Source organism: Nostoc sp. C057 (assembly GCF_013393925.1).
Classification (GTDB): domain Bacteria; phylum Cyanobacteriota; class Cyanobacteriia; order Cyanobacteriales; family Nostocaceae; genus Nostoc; species Nostoc muscorum_A.
This window is the reverse complement of record NZ_CP040281.1, coordinates 4,442,710-4,462,516: the sequence shown is the minus strand read 5'-3', so window position 1 is coordinate 4,462,516 and position 19,807 is coordinate 4,442,710. Positions and strand designations below refer to the sequence as shown.

General features: G+C 41.5%; 22 protein-coding genes. 13 read left to right on the top strand and 9 right to left on the bottom strand.

Annotated features, from left to right (window positions below; genetic code table 11):
• Position 1: 1 nt before the first annotated feature.
• On the bottom strand, positions 2–772 hold the full coding sequence (locus FD724_RS19190; RefSeq protein ID WP_114083103.1) for a pentapeptide repeat-containing protein: 771 nt from the start codon (positions 770–772) through the stop codon (positions 2–4).
• Between the two features lie 494 nt (positions 773–1,266).
• Here FD724_RS19190 and FD724_RS19185 point away from each other — a divergent pair, with 494 nt between their 5' ends.
• On the top strand, positions 1,267–1,533 hold the full coding sequence (locus tag FD724_RS19185; RefSeq protein ID WP_179073719.1) for a type II toxin-antitoxin system HicA family toxin: 267 nt from the start codon (positions 1,267–1,269) through the stop codon (positions 1,531–1,533).
• Entirely contained in the window at positions 1,517–1,729 is a 213-nt protein-coding gene (locus FD724_RS19180; RefSeq protein WP_114083101.1) for a type II toxin-antitoxin system HicB family antitoxin, read from the top strand. Before FD724_RS19185 ends, FD724_RS19180 begins: the two co-directional genes overlap by 17 nt.
• Before the next feature lie 441 nt (positions 1,730–2,170).
• Here the strand turns inward: FD724_RS19180 and FD724_RS19175 are convergent, their stop codons facing one another.
• Positions 2,171–3,235 (bottom strand): L-histidine N(alpha)-methyltransferase, encoded by a 1,065-nt coding sequence (locus FD724_RS19175; RefSeq protein WP_179073718.1) that lies wholly within the window; start codon positions 3,233–3,235, stop codon positions 2,171–2,173.
• 187 nt (positions 3,236–3,422) lie between these two features.
• Here FD724_RS19175 and FD724_RS19170 point away from each other — a divergent pair, with 187 nt between their 5' ends.
• From FD724_RS19170 to FD724_RS19155, 4 genes are all read left to right on the top strand, one after another.
• Positions 3,423–5,216 carry an ABC transporter ATP-binding protein gene (locus FD724_RS19170; RefSeq protein WP_179073717.1) on the top strand — a complete coding sequence of 598 codons (1,794 nt, stop codon included), beginning with the start codon at positions 3,423–3,425 and terminating at the stop codon, positions 5,214–5,216.
• 235 nt (positions 5,217–5,451) lie between these two features.
• The gene (locus FD724_RS19165) at positions 5,452–7,254 is read left to right on the top strand and encodes an ABC transporter ATP-binding protein (protein ID WP_179073716.1); all 1,803 of its coding nucleotides are present in this window, start codon (positions 5,452–5,454) and stop codon (positions 7,252–7,254) included.
• 39 nt (positions 7,255–7,293) lie between these two features.
• On the top strand, positions 7,294–7,548 hold the full coding sequence (locus tag FD724_RS19160; protein ID WP_114083097.1) for a TIGR03643 family protein: 255 nt from the start codon (positions 7,294–7,296) through the stop codon (positions 7,546–7,548).
• Positions 7,549–7,563: 15 nt separating this feature from the next.
• Complete coding sequence (locus FD724_RS19155) at positions 7,564–7,755, top strand: dihydrofolate reductase family protein (protein WP_245245946.1); 192 nt, start codon at positions 7,564–7,566, stop codon at positions 7,753–7,755.
• Between the two features lie 41 nt (positions 7,756–7,796).
• On the opposite strand, the gene FD724_RS19150 is transcribed toward FD724_RS19155, so the two are convergent.
• A complete protein-coding gene (locus FD724_RS19150; RefSeq protein WP_179073715.1) occupies positions 7,797–9,788 on the bottom strand; it encodes an AarF/ABC1/UbiB kinase family protein in 1,992 nt (663 codons plus the stop codon).
• Positions 9,789–10,064: 276 nt separating this feature from the next.
• On the opposite strand from FD724_RS19150, the gene recN reads away from it, so the two are divergent.
• Together recN and FD724_RS19140 are read left to right on the top strand one after the other, a co-directional pair.
• Complete coding sequence (recN, locus tag FD724_RS19145) at positions 10,065–11,813, top strand: DNA repair protein RecN (RefSeq protein WP_179075555.1); 1,749 nt, start codon at positions 10,065–10,067, stop codon at positions 11,811–11,813.
• A gap of 693 nt (positions 11,814–12,506) precedes the next feature.
• On the top strand, positions 12,507–12,866 hold the full coding sequence (locus FD724_RS19140) for a hypothetical protein (RefSeq protein ID WP_179073714.1): 360 nt from the start codon (positions 12,507–12,509) through the stop codon (positions 12,864–12,866).
• Between the two features lie 195 nt (positions 12,867–13,061).
• On the opposite strand, the gene FD724_RS19135 is transcribed toward FD724_RS19140, so the two are convergent.
• The 6 genes from FD724_RS19135 to FD724_RS19110 all read right to left on the bottom strand — a co-directional run bounded on the left by FD724_RS19135 (position 13,062) and on the right by FD724_RS19110 (position 17,427).
• The gene (locus FD724_RS19135; protein WP_179073713.1) at positions 13,062–14,330 is read right to left on the bottom strand and encodes an MFS transporter; all 1,269 of its coding nucleotides are present in this window, start codon (positions 14,328–14,330) and stop codon (positions 13,062–13,064) included.
• Complete coding sequence (locus FD724_RS19130) at positions 14,296–14,769, bottom strand: MarR family winged helix-turn-helix transcriptional regulator (protein ID WP_114083091.1); 474 nt, start codon at positions 14,767–14,769, stop codon at positions 14,296–14,298. The genes FD724_RS19135 and FD724_RS19130 overlap by 35 nt, the downstream gene beginning before the upstream one ends.
• A gap of 19 nt (positions 14,770–14,788) precedes the next feature.
• Positions 14,789–15,643 carry an ABC transporter permease gene (locus tag FD724_RS19125; protein ID WP_179073712.1) on the bottom strand — a complete coding sequence of 285 codons (855 nt, stop codon included), beginning with the start codon at positions 15,641–15,643 and terminating at the stop codon, positions 14,789–14,791.
• Positions 15,600–16,451 carry an ABC transporter ATP-binding protein gene (locus FD724_RS19120; RefSeq protein ID WP_179073711.1) on the bottom strand — a complete coding sequence of 284 codons (852 nt, stop codon included), beginning with the start codon at positions 16,449–16,451 and terminating at the stop codon, positions 15,600–15,602. The genes FD724_RS19125 and FD724_RS19120 overlap by 44 nt, the downstream gene beginning before the upstream one ends.
• 245 nt (positions 16,452–16,696) lie before the next feature.
• Complete coding sequence (locus FD724_RS19115; protein ID WP_179073710.1) at positions 16,697–17,185, bottom strand: DUF3368 domain-containing protein; 489 nt, start codon at positions 17,183–17,185, stop codon at positions 16,697–16,699.
• A complete protein-coding gene (locus FD724_RS19110) occupies positions 17,182–17,427 on the bottom strand; it encodes a UPF0175 family protein (RefSeq protein ID WP_179073709.1) in 246 nt (81 codons plus the stop codon). Before FD724_RS19110 ends, FD724_RS19115 begins: the two co-directional genes overlap by 4 nt.
• Before the next feature lie 209 nt (positions 17,428–17,636).
• On the opposite strand from FD724_RS19110, the gene FD724_RS19105 reads away from it, so the two are divergent.
• The 5 genes from FD724_RS19105 to FD724_RS41000 all read left to right on the top strand — a co-directional run bounded on the left by FD724_RS19105 (position 17,637) and on the right by FD724_RS41000 (position 19,750).
• Positions 17,637–18,602: a hypothetical protein gene (locus FD724_RS19105; protein ID WP_179073708.1), complete on the top strand. Its 966-nt coding sequence runs from the start codon at positions 17,637–17,639 to the stop codon at positions 18,600–18,602.
• Positions 18,603–18,691: 89 nt separating this feature from the next.
• Positions 18,692–18,940, top strand: coding sequence for a DUF4926 domain-containing protein (locus FD724_RS19100; RefSeq protein ID WP_179073707.1), 249 nt, complete (start codon positions 18,692–18,694; stop codon positions 18,938–18,940).
• Positions 18,941–19,045: 105 nt separating this feature from the next.
• Entirely contained in the window at positions 19,046–19,300 is a 255-nt protein-coding gene (locus FD724_RS19095) for a hypothetical protein (protein ID WP_179073706.1), read from the top strand.
• The gene (locus tag FD724_RS19090) at positions 19,297–19,650 is read left to right on the top strand and encodes a type II toxin-antitoxin system RelE/ParE family toxin (protein WP_179073705.1); all 354 of its coding nucleotides are present in this window, start codon (positions 19,297–19,299) and stop codon (positions 19,648–19,650) included. Before FD724_RS19095 ends, FD724_RS19090 begins: the two co-directional genes overlap by 4 nt.
• Entirely contained in the window at positions 19,625–19,750 is a 126-nt protein-coding gene (locus FD724_RS41000; protein WP_256874316.1) for a hypothetical protein, read from the top strand. The genes FD724_RS19090 and FD724_RS41000 overlap by 26 nt, the downstream gene beginning before the upstream one ends.
• The last annotated feature ends 57 nt before the right edge of the window (positions 19,751–19,807 follow it).

Sequence of the window (19,807 nt, the reverse complement as noted above, 5' to 3'; positions counted from 1 at the left end):
CTCAGAAAGGGAAGAACTGGAGCAAGACTGAGCCAAGGCTTCCCAAAAAGTCAACGAAACTGGGTTTACCAGGGCTTACCTTATCATTTACAGGTGTTTGCAGTTCTTTAATAAAGGCTTGGGCTGTTTGTGTTCCAGGGCCATTGTTTTGGGATGTAAACAATTTTTCAGCAACTTGGGCATCTTGGAATGCACCTTGTCTATCTAGTATTTGGTAACGGGCGACACCACGAGCTAAATAAGCACCAGCATATTCTGGTTTAATAGCGATCGCTTGATTAAAATAACTGATTGCTTGCTGTTGGTTGCCTTTTTGACCTTCCGCTACACCCAAAGCATAAAATTCTTCTGGTGAAGCAATTTGTGATGGTATACCAACTGCACCTTGGAAGTTAGCACCATTCAAGTAAGCACCCTTCATTTCTGCATTTGCTAGATAAGTATTTCTCAAATCAGCACCCGCCAAATTTGCCCCGCTAAATTTAGCTTCGCTCAGGTTAACACCAAATAAACTAGCGCCACTCAAGTTTGCACCCCGCAAATCTGCGCCACTCAAGTTTGCACGGCTAAGGTTAGCACCTGTGAGATTAGCCCCGCTCAAATTAGCTCCAGATAAGTCAGCCATTACTAAACCTGCATTAGTCAAATCACAGTTTTGACATTGCTTGGTTGCCAATAATTGGCTAATATGTTCAGAATTTGCTGCTTGTACGCTTGTTGTCAAACTAATCGTGGTTAAAAATGCGGCTACACCTAGAATTCGGTTCTTCATATTCGCGTAATATTTCTTACTCAATATTCAACCTTGACTGAGATGGATTTATACCTCAGCATTATGATATGAGCAATCTTTACAATTTGACCTCTGTAGTTACCTATATCACTTGTAAATTTGGGTAAAAGGGTTATAAGTTAGGTTTAATACACCGTGTTTGCCAGGTATACCTTTTGTTGCGTCTGGCATACGATCGCATTTCTCTATTTTATAAACAAGCGATCGCATTGTAGAAAAATAACCAAGCTATGACTATCAAGCAAAATGATGTACCTTCACAATAGTTAAAAATGAGGTAACAACCCTAAACTCAGTGCAAAACATCTCTTTAAATCAAGCATCTGTGACATCCAAATAGTTAGGATTTCCTTTAAGAAAGTAAATCAGTGGAGCCGTATACAAGTCAAGGGGCAAAAAGAAAGATTTGCTTTTGTATTCCCCGATTTTAAATAAATATGAGACTATAGAAACATTAAAGCAGTCAGAAAAACGTGAGTCAGCAAGACAAAATCTTAGACAAAATTCTCTCTGGGACTTCTGATACAGACATCCCTTTCGCCCAACTGTGGCAACTCTTATATAAACTAGGCTTTGAAGAACGTATTCGTGGCGATCATCGTATTTTTTTCAAAGCCGATGTTGAAGAAATATTGAACCTGCAACATAAAAAAGGCAAAGCTAAAAGCTATCAAATTAAACAAGTTCGGGCAGTAATGATCAAGTATAAGCTAGGAATTAAAAATGATGTTTCGGTATGAAATTATTCTCTACTGGAGTGAATTAGATCAAGCCTTCATTGCTGAAGTACCAGAATTATCAGGCTGTGCTGCTGATGGTGATACTTATCAAGAAGCCCTGCATAATGTAGAATTAGTTATACAGCAATGGATAGAAACGGCTAAAGATTTAGGGCGTTCAGTTCCTCAACCTAGACCACGTTTGATGTATATTTAATTGATACAAAAACCAAGTCAAACTTAATCCGGTTCAGTTAAGAAAAGTTCTAGGTTTGGTTAAGCAAAGCGTAAACCAACAAAGCCCCAGAAATGTTGGATTTCGTTCCTAGCCATTTCAAGGTAGCTGGTAAAATCTCTTTTTTTCTCTCTCTGCGCTCTCTGCGCCTCTGTGGTTAGAAAATTACTTTTAAACCGCAGAGGCACAGAGAACACAGAGTAAAGAGATTAAAGAGGAATTTTTTTACCTACCTTGAAAGGGCTGATTTCGTTCTTGAACTCAACCTACGCAATTTAAGGGTTTTGGCTCTAACTAAATCGTATTGAAATCGAAATATTTGACACCATCTACCATAATTGTATCTAGAGCAATTCTCAATCATTCATGAAAAGTTAGATACCCGACTTCTCAAAAAATTCTGGTATCATGTAATTGAAAAAGTTAGCTACTACTGGCAACCTTACAAATTACCATGATATGTGATTTGTATTTGTCAGTACTATATTGAATAAGTTGCAGTCCAGAATGTTCTAGTTCTTGCAAAAGCTTAGGCATTTCATATTTATGATGTCGCCAAATAGTAATTTCTTCACCTTCAGAGATTTCAATCTTTTTATTTATCCCCATCCGGCTGAAATTTATAGTGTAATCATGATTAAATCTCATATTAGCAACTATACTATCGGTTTTTAAATCATACTTTCTCACCAATTCGCAATCTTCAGATTCAATCCCAACCTTATTTTTAACCCATCCATATATTTCTTCTACATGATACTTACAGCCACCTCTGACGTTTCCATCCCATTTAGAGTTAGAGCCAATTTCATTAGTGAACACTAAGAAATCATTTCTGCCCATGCTCTCTCTAAAGTTTTTGAATACCTTATCCCTATTTTGATGGTTTCCAATAGTAACACCTAAGTGTAAAAATATTTTTGCTGTATTGTCAATTTCAAGATCAGCTTTATTTTGAAATAAGGTTTTTGGTACACAATTATTTTCTATATCAATTGTAGAACTGATAAATTCGACTTTAGGAAACCATTTTTTAAAATTCTTCTTTGATAAATGAAGCAATTCTTCACTAATATCTAAGGCAATATATTTATTAACCTTATTTAATTTATTAAGTCTTTGTATAAAGTCTTTAACTGGATAGGAATTTCCTGCGCCAACATCTACTATATTGATTTTATTACCACTTTTAATATTGTCATTAAAGTATTTAAAGTTATTTTTTAAAAGCTCAATTTCTACATTGGATGTTCGATACCATCTAGGAATGATATATTTTTGATAAAAATCATCCCAAATTTTTGCACCTCTACCTTTATAAGAATACTTTAATGGGATTTCTCGTCTGATTTCTAAAGCAAAGATGATTCCTAAAATTTCTTCTTCCGAAAAAATAGAGTAGAACTCAGAACTTGGCTTTGCTGTGCGACTGATAGCAGTTGACATCTCTGAGGAAACTTGGGAATTGTCATGAAAATTTTGAGCCATTATTCTTGTTCTTTGCTTTTCTTCGGTATTTGCTTGCCAAAGATGTATCTTCCCATGCCGTTGTCCCCAAATTTGAACTGAAATTTAAACTTTTCATCATAAATAGATTCCATATTCCCCATAGACCAGTTGTTTTTTTACAATCAAAGTGCGAGATAATTTTCCAAAGATAGAGGGGTGAATTCTAGTGGTTCAGCAACCAAAACTCCAGGAAACTTCGTCGATACAGTCAATGCAGCGTGTGCTGAAAAGTTTAAGCACTTACCGATGGACTTCGTTAGGAGCATTGGTCAGCCTGTTACTGTTGACGATCGCAAATGCCGTTACCCCACAACTATTTAGATGGGGAATCGATCAGGGTATTACCCAAAAAAACCTCCAAGTTGTGCTGTATAGCGCCGCCTGGATGGTACTCGCCGCGATCGCCCGTGGTTTATTTAACTTTGGACAAAGCTATTTAGCAGAAGCAGCCTCTCAGGGTGTAGCTTATGACCTGCGAAACAAGATTTTCAGCAAAATTCAAAATCTCAGTTTCAGCTATCATGACCAGGCGCAGACTTCCCAACTCTTAACCCGTGTCACCAGCGATATTGAGCAGATCCGTACCTTTGTTGGTACTAGCTTAATTCAGGTCATTGGTGGAGTTGTCACACTGGTAACTATTGCAGTAATTTTGCTGGTGATGAACTGGGAACTAGCACTGATTACCCTAACAGCAGTGCCAATATCAGCATGGCTGATGGCAAGATTTGTCGGTCGGAATAATAAACTTTTTCGCCAAGTACAAGAACAATTAAGCGACCTGAATGCTGTATTGCAAGAGAACTTGTTAGGAATACGGGTAGTGAAAGCCTTTGTCCGAGAATCAGCCGAAAGGTCGCGTTACACGACTCTAAATGATGGTCTAGTCAGGGCAAACATGAAGACCATTAGCGCCATCCATAATACCTTCCCCTTTATCTTTTTACTGAGTAACTTTGTCACACTGGCAGTTTTCGGCTATGGGGGAGCGCAGGTAATTGGGCGTAGATTTTCCATTGGCGAACTGGTGGCGTTTAACTCCTACCTGGCGTTGATTCTCCAACCTATTTTGTTGATTGGATTTGCTGCACCTGCGATCGCTCAATCAGCCGCTTCTGCTGAACGAGTCTATGAAGTTGTCGATGCAGAAGTAGAAATCCGCGATCGCCCCGGTGCTGTTCCATTCGACACCTGCGTTGGTAGAATCACCTTTGAAAATGTTTCCTTTCGCTATCCAGGAGCCACCACTGAAACCCTCAAAGAAGTTTCCTTTGAAACAAAGCCCAAAGAGCTAATCGCCGTTCTCGGAATGACTGGTTCCGGGAAAAGCACAATTATGAACCTGCTTGCCCGTTTTTATGATGTCACAGGGGGAGCAGTTCGCATTGACGGACGAGATGTCAAAGATTTCACACTTAAAAGCCTGCGATCGCGGATTGGAATTGTATTTCAGGAAACCACCCTTTTCTCTGGCACAATCCGCGAAAATATTGCCTACGCTAAACCCGATGCAACCCTAGAGCAAGTGATTGAGGTTGCAAAAACCGCCCAAATGCACGATTTTATTATCAGTTTACCCGATGGCTACGAGACGATTGTGGGTGAACGGGGCGTAGGTTTATCTGGTGGGCAAAAACAAAGAATTGCGATCGCTCGAACCTTACTAACCGATTACAGTATTCTGATTTTGGATGATAGTACCTCGGCCGTAGATGCCAAAACTGCTGCCCATATTCAAGCCGAACTAGATGGCTTAATGCGCCAAAAAGCTTGTACAACTTTTGTAGTAGCTCAACGCATTAGCACCGTCAAGAATGCCGATCGGATTTTTCTGATGGATAAAGGTCGATTAGTCGCCCAAGGCACTCATGAGGAATTGATGGAAACCAGCCCCCTCTACGGTGCAATTTTGGAATCTCAGGTAAAGGCGAAAGAAAAAAATGATACAAAACTAAGATAAATAACTAATCCACTTCAGTTAAGTATTTCTTCCTTCTTTTACTTAGCGTCCTTTGCGTCCTTAGCGGTTCGTTAAAAAAATTGACTTTGACAAAGAGTTAAGCCTTAACTGAACCGTATTAATAAATAGTCTTGTTCGAGACTTTTATAACAACTAATTAAAAGCAAAGACCTTGTAATCCAAAATCGTTCGACTGAGCGAAGTCGAAGTCCAAAATCCAAAATTTAAAATTGCTATGAGAAGCACTATTCCCGTTGTTGCATCTGAGCAGGCGAGTAAGCAACTTTCTACCCTGCGGCGTTTTTTGCAATACCTGCTACTTTATCGCAAAGAAATTCCCATCGCCCTGACGTTAGTATTTATTGGTGCTGTAACCCAGGCAATTGGGCCATTTTTCCTTGGTTGGTCAATCGATCGCCTAATTGAAAAAGGTAATTTACAGGGACTCCTACTGTTATTAGGTCTACTAGCGCTGAACTACGGACTTGGCGTTTTAGCAATCCGGGGTCAAATTATTCGAGTCGGCTGGATTATGCAGCGATTGTTGGCTCAACTGAGGCAAGATATTTTTCTCAAAATCCAAAGTCTGCCCCTCAGCTTTTTCGATCGCAGCGAAGCGGGCGATTTAATGAGCCGTCTGCTGAATGATGTCAATACTGTGAATCAGGCATTTGGACTGACGATCGCCCAAATGCTGGGCAACATTTTCAGTTTGGTCGGTATCATCATTGCGATGCTCTCAATTAACCTGCAACTTGGCTTATTGAGCAACCTGGTTGTGCCACTGATGATTTTTACCACAAGTTTGTTTGCACGTTGGGCAAGAGCCAGGTTTCGCGTTACCCGACAGACCATCGGCGAGCTTTCCGCCAAGTTGGAAGAAGATATTGGCAGTGTCAGAGAAGCACAGGCATTTAATCGGGTACAGACAAACATCGCTCAATTTGACGTTCTTAACGCTGCAAATCGTGATGCCAACGTTGAAGCTGTAGCAATTACTTCGGCCTTTTTGCCCTCCATCGATTTTCTCAACACACTCGCAACCGCAGGTGTACTGGCTTATGGTGGCTATCTTGCCGTCACTGGGGCTGTAACAGTGGGCGTGGTGACATCCTTTTTACTTTACGTCCAGCAGTTCTTCCGCCCTATCCAGATTCTCAGCCAGTTTTACACCCAAGCTCAATCTGCCTTTGCCGGGTTAGAGCGAATCTTTCTATTACTAGATGAACCGTCAGAACTCAAAGATGCACCCGATGCGACAGAAATGCCGCCGATTCAGGGGGAAGTGAGATTTGAGAATGTCAAGTTTGGCTATAACCCAGATCAATTGGTTCTCAAAGGGGTGAATTTGCACGCCTATCCAGGGCAGATGATTGCATTAGTCGGGCCGACCGGTTCGGGAAAAAGTACAATTATTAACTTGATTTTGCGCTTCTACGATGTATCTGGTGGTGCAGTAAAAATTGATGATATTGATGTGCGTAGTGTTACCCAAGCAAGTCTGCGCCGTCAAATTGGCATAGTTTTACAAGATAATATTCTGTTCAGTGGTACTGTCGCCGAAAACATTGCCTTTGGCGCTCCTCATACTACCCAAGCTGACATCGAAGCGGCTGCACAACTAGCAAATGTACATGAGTTCATTACCTCACTACCACAAGGCTATACAACCCAATTGGGTGAACGAGGAGCGCCCCTGAGCCAGGGACAACGACAACTGATCAGTATTGCTCGTGCGGTATTAATTAACCCACGAATTCTGATTCTTGATGAAGCCACCAGCAGCATTGACACGCGCACAGAAGCGCTAGTACAAAGTGCGATCGCTCGTTTGCTGCAAGGTCGTACCAGTTTTGTAATTGCCCACCGCCTCAGCACAGTTACTCAGGCAGATCAGGTATTAGTAATTCAGCAGGGACAAATTGTAGAGCAAGGTACTCACGCCGAACTCATCAATCGGCAAGGTGTATACGCCAACCTCTATGGTCTACAACTGGGTACAGCAGCAGACACAACGGTTCTTCAAAACGAAAAGTAAAATATATGTAGCTCAAATTTACCAATTGTCAGAAAAGGAATGAAGCTACCTAACCTCGATTCAGAAACTATAAATCGCATTATTGAGATGGCATGGGAAGATAGAACATCTTTTGATGCGATTGAGGCTCAGTTTGGACTGCTGGAGAAACAGGTAATTGCCTTAATGAGGCGTGAAATGAAAGAATCTAGTTTTCAGATGTGGCGAAAGCGAGTTACCAAACGCAATACAAAACATTTATCTAAGCGAGAATTTATTGCAGGTCGGTTTAAATCGCACAATCAAAAAACGTAACTAATTGAAAGTAAAATGACGAAAGTTACGCTCTATATTGCAGCTAGTTTGGATGGCTACATTGCTCGCAGCGATGGCGGAATTGATTGGCTATCAATCCTTGACATAGAAGAGGAAGACTACGGTTATGGTGCTTTCTACGAATCCATTGATGCTATTGTTTTGGGCAGCAATACTTATGGAGTGTCAAATAGTTATGAATGTTGATGAGTTATGAGTTAAAGGAATTTTTTAACTCATAACTCTTACTACGATGCCAATAATTGCCGAATCAATCTAGCTACAGCTTTTTGCGTGAAGCGGTTGGCAATTTGTTGACCTAAACGTTGTACATCGGAATTTACCAATAACTGAGAAATTTGAGTCGCAAGTTGCAGTGGGTCAAAGCCTCGTGTTTCTCGGAGAATACCTAATATATGTTTGATATGCTCTAAGGTTTGTTGTTGCTCAACTGTCGCTGCTGGAGTTTCATTAACTGCTGTCAATCCAACTCGTTCCCGTAAGAGAGAGGTGAAGTTATGCAAAACGTTTTTACTTAAAGCATCGAGTCCATTAACAGATTCATCTACTAGCTTGTCAAGGATGAAAGCACCACGTTCTGATGACAGAAATTCTATTCCCTGATTCAGCACTAAATTGAAGTCGTAGTCTTGACTGTTACGTGCATTACGTAACAGGTTCTCTAAGCGATTCCAGCGAAATCTGCCATCTTTAAATAGCAAGTCTTGCAATGATGCTCTTAATTGCGGTGCTTGGTCTGTTAACAGGCGTTTAGAAACGTAGGGATAAGCTTCGCTGAGGACTTTAAAGGTGGGATCTATAAATATTGCAATCCCTTCGAGAGTAACAAGGGAACGAATAATTAAGGCGTAGTAGGGCGGTACGCGGAAAGGATACTCATACATCAAAGCCGATAGTTCATCGGTGATGCTTTTAATGTTAAGGTCGGCAACGCTGGCTCCTTGGGCATCAGCAAAGACTCTGGCAAAAGCTGGGATAATTGGTGTTAAATCGGTTTCTGGCGATAGGAAGTCTAATTTAACGTAGTCTTTTGCTAATCCTTCAAAGTCGCGGTTGACGACGTGGACGATCGCTTCAATTAAACCATAACGCTGTGGTGGCTTAATTTCGCTCATCATTCCGAAGTCGAGATAAGCCAATTTGCCATCTGGTGTTGCTAATAAATTACCAGGGTGGGGATCGGCGTGGAAAAATCCATGTTCTAGCAACTGGCGCAAGGAACACTGGACACCCACTTCAATGAGATAACGAGCATCTATACCTTGGGCGCTAATTTCTGCTGTCTGGGTTAATTTAATACCGTTAATCCATTCCATCGTCAAAACGCGACGATTGGTATATTCCCAGTAAATTTTCGGTACGTAGATATCTTTTATGTGACCGTATAACTCGAAAAATCTTTCGGCATTTTCACCCTCGTGAATATAGTCCATCTCTTCAAAGATGCGATCGCCTAATTCATCGAGAATCCCAACTAAATCACTTCTTACCCGTTTGACTGTTTTCTGCACCCAGGCGGCGATATTACGCAAGATATACAAGTCGATGGTGATCCGCTCTCTTAAGTCGGGACGTTGGACTTTTACGGCAACTTCTTCACCAGTTTTTAGCTTACCTTTATATACTTGTCCCAAGGAAGCCGCAGCAATTGGCTGGGCCGAGAGTTCGGCGTAAACCTCTTCTGGAGGTGCGCCTAGTTCTTCTTTGATAAACTGGTAAGCAAGTTCGTTAGGAAAAGGTGGTAATTGGTCTTGTAGCTTAGTTAATTCTTCTAGATATACGGTAGGAACGAGATCCGGTCTAGTGGACAAAGCTTGTCCAATTTTGATATAAGCAGGCCCCAGTTGAGTCAGCAATACTCGAAGCTGAGTAGCTCGGCGGCGGTCATTTTTGACGACAATTCCCCGTTTATTATCCGACCACAACCCAAAAGCAAAGGATAAAGTCGGCCCCAACACGGCGAAAATCCGCCGTAAAACTTGCAGGGGTCTGTTTTGATAATGCTCCGCTATGCTCGCGGGATCGTAAAGCGTCTCAGGTTCGGCTGTTGTCCGGATCTTTTGGGCTGCTAAGAGTCTTGGCGATCGCACAACTAAGCTCGATGTACCATTTTCTTCTGGCACTATATCTATAATGTCCAGTTCACCTCGGCTATTTGTGCCGTTGCTACTGTCCTCCTGAATCGGTCGGGAACTAGGGGGAAGTGTCTTAACAATCATGAAAAAGGCCACCAGTCAGAACGATCACATTAAGTATTGTAACAATATCTTTACGAATTGGGTATTAGAAATGGGGCATTGAGGATTAGAAATTAGCAGGGTTCAACTAATTTTTCTATTACCCATTATCCATTACCCATTACTCAAAGGTTTGCTACACTTAAACGGGCATACTAGTTCAATAGTATTAGGTATTGCTAGTTAGCTGAAAAATCATACTTATTGTCCTGTAAATTAGAAGTATCCGGCATCTGCCCTTATGGAGAATTTGGCTTGATGTTGCTTTGCCTGCGAATTGAAAACTTTGCCTTAATTGACCAACTGGAATTGGAATTTGGCGCGGGACTAAATGTGCTGACAGGTGAAACCGGCGCTGGAAAATCGATTATTTTGGATGCCATTGATGCTGCTTTAGGCGGTAAAGTCTCTAGTCGAGTCATTCGCACAGGGACAAGTCGAGCGATGGTAGAAGCAACTTTTACCTCAAATGCTCCCCTAGCGGCTTGGTTGACTGAACAAGAAATAGATTTGCTTGATGAAAATTCCGTAGTTATTAGCCGAGAAATCACAGCCACTGCTACTAATATCCGCAGTCGATCGCGGGTGAATGGTGTGTTAGTAAATCGGCAGATTATGGGAGGAATGCGCGATCGCTTAGTGGAAATCACAGCCCAAGGTCAAACGGTACAAGTGGGACAATCTGCCCAAGTCCGCGACTGGTTAGATTTGTATGGCGGCGACTCTTTAATGCAGCAGCGCCATAAAGTCGCTACGAGTTTTAATACTTACCAACAGGCACATTTAGCATTAGAAAAACGCCGGACATCAGAACGGGAACGGTTGCAACAACTAGATTTGCTCACTTATCAAGTGCAGGAATTGGGAGCAGCTAATCTCAATGAACCTAATGAATTGGAACAGTTGGGACAAGAACGAGAACGTCTGAATCATGTCGTCGATTTGCAACAGATGAGTTACAAGGTCTATCAGGCTTTGTATCAAAACGATCATGAAACCCCAGCCGCAGGAGATTTACTGGGAGATAGTGAGGTGATATTAAATGACATGGTGGAGTACGATACCCAGCTGCAACACCTTTTGGAATTGGTGAGGGACGCGCAAGCTGCGGTAATGGAAGTGGGAAGACAGATTAATGCTTATGGGGACAGTTTGGAAGCCGATCCGCAGCGATTGGAAGAGGTGGAAGAACGGATTCAGGAATTAAAGCAAATTTGCCGCAAGTATGGGCCAACGCTTACAGAAGCGATCGCTTATTACCAACGTATCCAAGAGGAATTAGCCCAGCTTAACGATAGCGAACAATCTATTGAAAAATTAGAACAGCAAGAAAAAGCGTGTTTTGAAAAACTCACCCAAGCAACTAATCAGTTAACTCAATTGCGGAGTAAGGCGGCTGCTAATTTAGAATCACGTTTGATAGCTGAACTCAAGCCTTTAGCGATGGAAAAGGTGAAGTTTCTGGTTGAGATAGTGCCTGCTTTCCCCACTGTTATGGGAGCAGATAGAATAACCTTTACATTTAGTTCTAACCCTGGAGAACCACTGCAACCTTTAACAGAAGTTGCCTCTGGCGGGGAAATGAGCCGCTTTTTACTAGCGCTGAAAGCGTGTTTTTCTCAGGTTGATGTGGCTGGGACAATGGTTTTTGATGAAATTGATGTCGGGGTTTCGGGAAGAGTCGCCCAAGCGATCGCGGAAAAATTACACCAGCTAAGTCAACGCAATCAAGTATTGTGTGTTACCCACCAGCCTTTAGTTGCGGCAATGGCCGATCGCCATTTCCGCGTCGATAAGCAAACTATCAATCAAGGCAAAGGTAAAAAAGCTAACAATGAAAATTCCGAGCAGCGTACTGTTGTCAGAGTTACTACCTTAGATAATTTAACCACTCGCCGGGAAGAATTAGCGCAGTTAGCTGGTGGTAAATCTGCAAGTGATGCGATCGCTTTTGCTGAATCTCTTTTACTACAAGCTGCTAACCACCGTCAAAAAATTAAAAATTAAAGAAAAATAACTGGTTTGTCAACTTAGTTTTGACCGTTAAAGGAACGAACCACAAAGAACGCATTCGCGTAGCATCTCGTAGAGAAGATAAGGAAAAGGAAAATAAGAGAAATTGAAAACATAAAAACCTTAACCTGTGTAGGTTGGGGAGCCACTGCGTTGGGTGGGTTTCCCGAAGCTACGCTCTTAGCGTTCCCGCAGGGTAGCAAGTGGTGTTTGAGGAACGTAACCCAAGACAAGCGTTCATTGTTGGGTTTCACTTCCCTACGGAACGCTACGCGAACGTTCAACCTAAGCGTATTGGGATATGACCATCTAGAGGGATTTGTTAACCTAGTATACGGTTCGTTTAAAAAGATGTGTAGGGACAATTTGTCAAGTCTCGTGCATACCAATTTAAATAAGTTTAACCTGCAAATTGCAGTAGAAAAAGTATCTAAATATTTGACATAAGCATCTAAAGATTTTTCATTTTAAAAATAACTTAATTTTTATATATTTTTTCAAGTAACTAGCGTTAATTAAAGGTTTTTTGGAAAGTAAATTTTATGAAACCACTATACAATACATTCCAAAAATATCAAGATTAGCAATTAAAAAAACAAAACAAAAGTTACTAAGAAAGCTTAATTATGCTTCCTTAGTATTTCTTGATTACACAAAATTTATCTACTAATAGGAGGATTGACTCTCATGGCATTTGATGTAAATTCTTTTCCTGCCAACGCCTTGGATAGTCTTTATCGTGGCAACCTCAGCGATCCGTTTGCACCTGGAGGAGCATTCGGCATACCAACTGCTGCTAACTTCGACCTTGCTAAATATGGTATTCCAACTGATAGCAACTTCGACCTTGCTAAGTATGGTATTCCAACTGATGGCAACTTTAATTTGGGTAGCTTTGGTATTCCAAGTGAGGGCGGCTTTAATTTGGGTAATTTTGGTATTCCAACTGATGGCAGCTTTAATTTGGGTAGTTTTGGTATTCCAACTGATGGCAGTATCCCAAATTTTGGTGCTAATGCGGGCGGAGGAGGTTTCCCAATTATTTAGTACCAATTCTATAACTTTTAGGGCGAATTGAAGTCAGATACAATCTCAAAACTTTGAGTTTGTCTACCTTTTAATTACGTAATCTGCAACTTTCGCTAAACAAAAATCCCACTCTATGCAAAAGCTACGAGATTGTAATTCTTATCTCTTGCTGCGGTGGGATAAATATTATCTATGGAAAATAGATAAGTATTTCTATTTATACTCTTGCAAAGCTCCTAACTTGCGAATTCCTGGCCAAATCATTGCCGTAGCAATCACCACCACAATTGTGCCAATTCCACCACCCACGACAGAAATAACTGGGCCAAATAAAGCAGCAGTCAAGCCTGACTCAAAGCCCCCTAATTCATTGGAGGCACTAATAAACACGCTATTAATAGCAGCAACTCGACCACGCAAATGATCGGGTGTTCTGATTTGAACCAATGTATGGCGAATCACAACGCTAATGCTATCCAGTGCGCCACCAAGGATTAGCATCAACATAGACAGCCAAAATGAACGAGAAAGTCCAAAGATAATTGTAACAACTCCAAAGCCAACCACTGACCACAATAATGCCGGGCCTGCTTTGCGTAATGGTGGTAAATACGCCAGGGTAATGGCCATAGTCAAAGCACCGATGGAGTGTGCTGCTTGGAGATATCCCAACTCCACTGGCCCCACGTGTAAAATATCTTTGGCAAAGATGGGTAACAATGCGATCGCACCACCCAACAATACAGCAAACATATCTAATGTAATCGCTGCTAAAATCAACTGATTCTGCCAAACAAATTTAGCGCCAGCAGCAAGCGCTTTGAGTGAGATTGGTTCGGTTGAGCGGATGACTTTTTGCTCTTTGATTGCCAGCGTTAAAATAAAACACAGTAAGGCTGCGATCGCTGCTAATACATAAACTCCTGTAGCACTTCCTAGTAGCGCAATCCCGAATCCCCCGAAGGCTGGGCCAATGACTGCGGCTAACTGAAAACTACTACTATTCCAAGTTGCTGCATTGGTAAACGCACTGATAGGTATCAACTGCCACATGAGAGCATCACTGGCTGGTTTGAGGAATGCCCTAGCGACACCTGTTAATAACAAGCAAGCGTAAATTAGAAAAATTGCACCTTGAGTATAGGAAAGCACTGCCAAAGCCAGGGAGCAGAGGGCTAGCAACATCACCGAGAATAACATGATGAGTTTGCGATCGCGGCGATCGGCTACATGTCCGACAATCAAGGTGAGAGCAATCATCGGCAAGACTTGCGCTAGTCCCACACCACCTAAAGCGATCGCTGAGTTAGTCCGCTCATAGAGTTCCCAGCCAATCGCTACAGTTTGCATTTGCGACCCCACGAACAGCACCAGCCGTCCAATGGTAAATAGCCGATAGTCTCGAAACTTAAAGGCTGCAAAGGGATCGTGTTCTGCAACCTCAAAGTTATGGGGCTTTGAGTTCTGTTTTTTCGAAGACATTTTTTAGTAGAGTTAAGCCTTCTTCAATGTTGGAAATTTGGTCTTCTGAAAGACCTGTCAGTAAATCGGTAATATGAGCGCGAGTTTGATCTTGGGATTGCTTAAGATGGTGTTTTCCATCTTCAGTTAAATTGAGCAGCACCCGCCGCCGCTCTTGAGGATGGGCAATCCGTTTCACAAAGTCGCGTTGTACTAAGCGTTCTATGGTTGCTGATGCCGTGGCAGAGGTGACACCTAAATGCTCTGCCAGATCAGATAATGAAGCCCCAGGATTGCGGTTAATAAATGCTAGCGATCGCAATTGAGGTATAGATAAAAAAGCGGCACTATGGGCACGCATATCCGCTCGGATAAACCGCATCACTAATGGAACTGTCTCCATTACTCTAGCGGCACATTCTTCGGAAGTTGCACCTTGATTAGGTTTATCCAAGGTCATGGGCTTGTTGTTCTCCTAGTTACATGGCCACCCGTGGATAAAGTTTTCCACCAAGGATGGCCAAGATTATTAATGTGAATAAGAGAATTGTACAATCCAGACCAAAGCCATAGATGCTAGTGCCATTCAACAGCATGGTGCTACGTAACCCGTCAACCAGATAAGTCAACGGATTTAAATGGGAAATGAACTTTAACCAACTGGGCATCAAAGAAATCGGATAGATGGCATTGCTAGCAAAAAATAACGGCATCGTTAACAATTGTCCAATACCCGTCATCCTTTCTCGGCTTTTCACCAAACAGCCAATAATTAATGAGAAAATACAAAAAGAACCCGCTCCCAGTATGACTAGCAGCAGTACTTGGAGAATAGCTAGGGGATGAAGATTTAGTTTGACACCTAATAAAAATGCTAATCCGTAAATGAATATTACCTGAGATAAGCACCTCACCCCACACGCCAGGGCTTTGCCCAACACCATCGCCACGCGAGGCGTAGGACTAGCTAAAAATTTATGGACAATGCCTAAATCTCGCTCCCAGATTAGCGTCATTCCACCACTGAAAATTGCCACAAACAAAATACTCTGAGCCAAAATGCCAGCAGAAATGAAGTCTAAATAGGGTAAGTTTCCTGTAGGAATCGCGCGAGTTCGGGAGAAAACTTGCCCAAAAATTAGCAGCCATAAAGCTGGTTGCACAGCCCGAACGACTAAATCAGTGGGATCGTGGCGGAGTTTACGGATTTCTAATTCTGCGATCGCCAAGGTTTTTGTAACTAGCTCTTTAATTGCAGAGATCAAATTTACTCGGACAGTGGGTGGTGATTTAACCCAACCGTTGAGCAGTACGTCTGGTTCTCGCTGTGTCACGGTAGTTGACTCCTGATGTTAACTGGTCGCCTGTATAGTGAATAAAGACATCATCCAAAGTTGCATTTGGGTTATCTAAAGAAGCTTTTAAGTCGTTTGGTGTACCTATAGTAACGACTTCACCTTGCTGCATAATCGCCACTCGGTTACATAAACTATCCGCTTCTTCTAAAAAGTGGGTTGTTAAAAATATAGTTGTGCCGTAATCAGCACAGAGTTGTAGTACAAGTTGCCATACTTGAGTTCGAGCAATGGGATCTAATCCAACAGTCGGCTCATCAAGAAACAAAATTTGGGGTTGATGTAGAACTGATATGCCAATTTCCAGCTTGCGGATCATCCCACCAGAGTAGTTTCGTACCAAGCGTTTCGCCGCATCCTGCAAACCCATGTATTCTAAAATTTCATAGATTCGGCGATCGCGTCCTTTGGCAGGTATTCCATACAGCTTGGCGAAGATTAAGAGATTTTCGTAACCCGTGAGACTACCATCAGCAGAGAGCGCCTGGGGTACATAGCCGATAGCCCGTCTCACAGGATTGGGTTGACGAGTCACATCATAGCCAGCTAAGGTTGCTTTCCCTGCACTGATAGGCAGCAAGGTTGTCAACATCTTAAGAACTGTACTTTTCCCTGCACCATTGGGGCCAAGTAGTCCAAATACTTCGCCCTGTTCTACAGATATGCTCAGATTATTAACTGCGGTTAACTTACCAAAACGGCGTGTGAGTCCCTGAGTTTGCAAAATCAACGGTTTTGGTTCGCTAGCAGGTTGCGATCGATTTATTTTTCCCGTCAGTATTGTCACAAGTTTGATGCACTTCTATTAATTAGTAAATCTAACTATTAGCTTCTCAATAGATTTACCAGAAGTCAATAGACTTCTGGCATAAAGTTGAATCAGAGTAAAAAGAAACTCAGTAGAGTGGCGGCGAAGTTATTGATGGGCGAAGTATCACTGACAAATTAACCGCAAACACTTGCTAGGATGGTTAATAGGTGAAAAATTTTCAGAATGCCTACTGCTGCTCAGTTATAAAGTCTATGCCACATTTAATTTTCATCAACAAGCTGCAAAACCCTCTTGTATAAAGGTTCCGCTACCCAGAATCCTGCTTGGTTAATCAGAGCATCTAACAAAGGTTTCACAGCAGAAATCAGCCTTTGACTTTTAGCTTCAACCAAGATCCCTAAAATCCCTATGTAACCAAGATTTAGCCTACCTGCAACCAAGCGACCACGACGTTCATCAATCAAAACTTGATCTGCTTTCGTTTCTAGCGCTAGAGCGATCGCTTCAGCTTCACCAATATCCAGTTCATTGCTGAGTGCTTCAACCAATGTTCGATCTTGAACTGGACGAGTTTGAATCCAGATAAAAGTTTGAACTTCAATTGCACCTGCAACTGGAAAGTTGGGATCAGTTAGTTCTCGGTAGACAGCTTCAGGAATTAGGACTGTTCCGTAAAGCTGTTGTAGTAAATGAAGATGGTTAATGGCGGCGAGGTTATTAATGGGTGAAGTATCACTGACAATGATCACAGTCTACCCATCGCCCGCAAGTTTTCTATATCTTGGTCAAAATCCTCGACCCCATAATGCACTGAGATTTGACGGCTTGCAAGTAGATGCTGAAATGCTATACGATTCATACCTGCAAATCGGCTGGCTTGAGCTAGGGTTAACTTTTCTTTTTGAAAGAGCATCACTGCAATTTCCTGCTTCATTTCGCCTTCAGTCATCCGAGTTGTGGTTAATATTTCATTAGGAATGACGACGTTCATAATTATAATCCTCTCTATCACTACTATTCTAAGCTGCTTGGCGATCGCAAAGTGATAATCAGGTAAATTTCCACTAGAGGGTATCAGTGGTGATACAGTGGCGAGGTTATTGATGGGGTCATTACCATGAACTAGAGATAAATAATAAAATCTACGCTTTCCCTATACCAGTTGTATTTTAATTACAGTGAGGAAACCTGAGAATAGATATGGAGCAATTAACAGATAATTTAGGTGATGAATCCATAGAATCACCACAGATACAGGTTGATAAATCTATCGAAAAACCATCATTAGATGGATTTAAAACCTACCAAAAAGTTAAAGTTGCTTGCGAATATCTCTTAAAGATTCAAGGGAAACTAGATAGCAATAACATATTATCAAGCATTGACCTATTTAATCTAGCACAAAAAGAATTTTCAGAGCAACTTGGAGATTTTTCCAAAAATACATTTTTACAATATCTTTCAAATACAGTTAAAGATACAGAAAGTTTAATTAATTGTTTAGGAAAAAAGAAGGGTTATTACATATCTTCTACTGCAAAGGCAGTAGTAGAGAAACTAAATGAAAATGAAAACATAGTAGATAAAAACGAAGAAACAACAGCAGGAGTTAGAAGGCAAAAAGAAACACGCTTATATCCTGTATTAGAAAGCTGGTTAATTGCCCAAGGGTATCAGTCTTCAAATGTATCATCTAACCGATCTTTAGGTAAGTGGGGTAATCCTGATTTAGCTGGAGTTAATGCCTTGGATAACTTCAGTGGACTTTCATTAGAAGTGGTCACTATAGAAGCAAAAATATCCTTGGAAAATTGGGAACAATGGATTTTTGAAGCTGTTTCACATCGGAGATTTGCTAATAGGTCATATTTCGCATTTGCACATCCAGAAGAAACGATTTCTAAAATTCCTCAAGATATTCGATATTATGCTGAACTTTACAATATTGGCGTACTTGTCTTGTCTTTAGAAAATGAAATCTTTCAAAAATTAATTGGGGGAAATTTGCAAAAGCCCTTAGAATCTGAAGATGTAGACATCGTAGAAATATACTCTGCTCCATACAATTTTGTTCAACCAAGGTATCAAATAAAATTTTGTAATGCGCTTGGAATAACTTGTACAAAGGAATTATATCAATGGCGTAAGCGAGCCACCGAAATTTAGTAAGTTGCTACAGTTGCCTACGCCTATACATTTGTAGATATCGCAGATTAAATTTTTACAAATCTACACTCTAGATTTCAGCTTGGAATATGACTAAAAATACAATCAAGTTGCTGGATGTCGTAGCACTTACAGTTAATTTACCTGAATACAACCTGTACCGTAGTCAAGTTGGCACAGTAGTAGAATTATTAGCTGATGGCGCTGCATTTGAGGTTGAATTTAGAGATCGCTCTGGCCGCACTTATGAATCTGTCGGTTTACGCCCAGAGCAAATTATGGTGTTACATTTTGAGCCAGCATCCCCTGATTCAATACGATCAATGGTGACAGTATGAGTGATTGTGGCCAGAGCGATGCCTACGGCTGGCTACGCCTACGCAGCTTTATCAGATATTCTGAAATAAAATTATATCTATAAACCTTCCGCAAAATATCCGATTATGGCGATCGTTGTTTCCCTTAGCCCAGAATTAGAAGTACGACTGCGCGAGAAAGCTGCACAGCAAGGACAAGATGTTAGTTTCGTTGCAACACAATTGCTAGAGGCTGTCCTAGAGTGGGAGGTGCAAGACTCAGAAGCAGCTATTAAGGGTATTCAGCAAGGATTAGAAGACTTTGAAGCGGGTAGATTCCGTTCATTTGATGATTTTGCTGACGAGCAGCGTCGCAAGTATAATCTGCCAGCCGATTCATGAAATACCGCATTGAAATCTCTAGCGTAGCTGAAGCAGAAGCAGACAGCGCATTTTTGCAGTTATCTCAAGTTACTTCTCCTGAAAGGGCAAGTCAGTGGTATGCAGGATTACTCCAAGTCATTGAGTCTTTATCGCAAATGCCAAGCCGATGTTCTCTAGCTAGAGAAAATGATTATTTTAGCCAAGAAATTCGTCAGATACTTTACGGTCGAGGGCGCAACTTATACCGAATAATTTTCACAATTTTGGCAGGACAAGAAATATCGACAGTGCGTATTCTTCATATCCGTCATGCTGCACAGCATACCCTTGGTGAAGCACCGGATGACCTCAGACGACCTAAAGACTAGCAAAGCAACCGCACGGGGCATTAAACATATACCAGCAAAGCGATCGCATCTGGTAGTTTTGAGAGCGATCGCTTTGCCAGAATTTTATTTAATTATTTGATTTATATTCTTAAATATCCTCATATCCCTAAACAACATTGAGTTGCATATCTACTTT

Excerpts from the sequence above, each read along its gene's own strand:
- FD724_RS19190 (WP_114083103.1), bottom strand. The coding sequence starts at position 772 with ATGAAGAACCGAATTCTAGGTGTAGCCGCATTTTTAACCACGATTAGT.
- FD724_RS19180 (WP_114083101.1), top strand. The coding sequence starts at position 1,517 with ATGATGTTTCGGTATGAAATTATTCTCTACTGGAGTGAATTAGATCAA.
- FD724_RS19175 (WP_179073718.1), bottom strand. The coding sequence starts at position 3,235 with ATGGCTCAAAATTTTCATGACAATTCCCAAGTTTCCTCAGAGATGTCA.
- FD724_RS19165 (WP_179073716.1), top strand. The coding sequence starts at position 5,452 with ATGAGAAGCACTATTCCCGTTGTTGCATCTGAGCAGGCGAGTAAGCAA.
- FD724_RS19160 (WP_114083097.1), top strand. The coding sequence starts at position 7,294 with ATGAAGCTACCTAACCTCGATTCAGAAACTATAAATCGCATTATTGAG.
- FD724_RS19155 (WP_245245946.1), top strand. The coding sequence starts at position 7,564 with ATGACGAAAGTTACGCTCTATATTGCAGCTAGTTTGGATGGCTACATT.
- FD724_RS19150 (WP_179073715.1), bottom strand. The coding sequence starts at position 9,788 with ATGATTGTTAAGACACTTCCCCCTAGTTCCCGACCGATTCAGGAGGAC.
- recN (WP_179075555.1), top strand. The coding sequence starts at position 10,065 with ATGTTGCTTTGCCTGCGAATTGAAAACTTTGCCTTAATTGACCAACTG.
- FD724_RS19140 (WP_179073714.1), top strand. The coding sequence starts at position 12,507 with ATGGCATTTGATGTAAATTCTTTTCCTGCCAACGCCTTGGATAGTCTT.
- FD724_RS19135 (WP_179073713.1), bottom strand. The coding sequence starts at position 14,330 with ATGTCTTCGAAAAAACAGAACTCAAAGCCCCATAACTTTGAGGTTGCA.
- FD724_RS19130 (WP_114083091.1), bottom strand. The coding sequence starts at position 14,769 with ATGACCTTGGATAAACCTAATCAAGGTGCAACTTCCGAAGAATGTGCC.
- FD724_RS19110 (WP_179073709.1), bottom strand. The coding sequence starts at position 17,427 with ATGAACGTCGTCATTCCTAATGAAATATTAACCACAACTCGGATGACT.
- FD724_RS19105 (WP_179073708.1), top strand. The coding sequence starts at position 17,637 with ATGGAGCAATTAACAGATAATTTAGGTGATGAATCCATAGAATCACCA.
- FD724_RS19100 (WP_179073707.1), top strand. The coding sequence starts at position 18,692 with ATGACTAAAAATACAATCAAGTTGCTGGATGTCGTAGCACTTACAGTT.
- FD724_RS19095 (WP_179073706.1), top strand. The coding sequence starts at position 19,046 with ATGGCGATCGTTGTTTCCCTTAGCCCAGAATTAGAAGTACGACTGCGC.
- FD724_RS19090 (WP_179073705.1), top strand. The coding sequence starts at position 19,297 with ATGAAATACCGCATTGAAATCTCTAGCGTAGCTGAAGCAGAAGCAGAC.
- FD724_RS41000 (WP_256874316.1), top strand. The coding sequence starts at position 19,625 with ATGACCTCAGACGACCTAAAGACTAGCAAAGCAACCGCACGGGGCATT.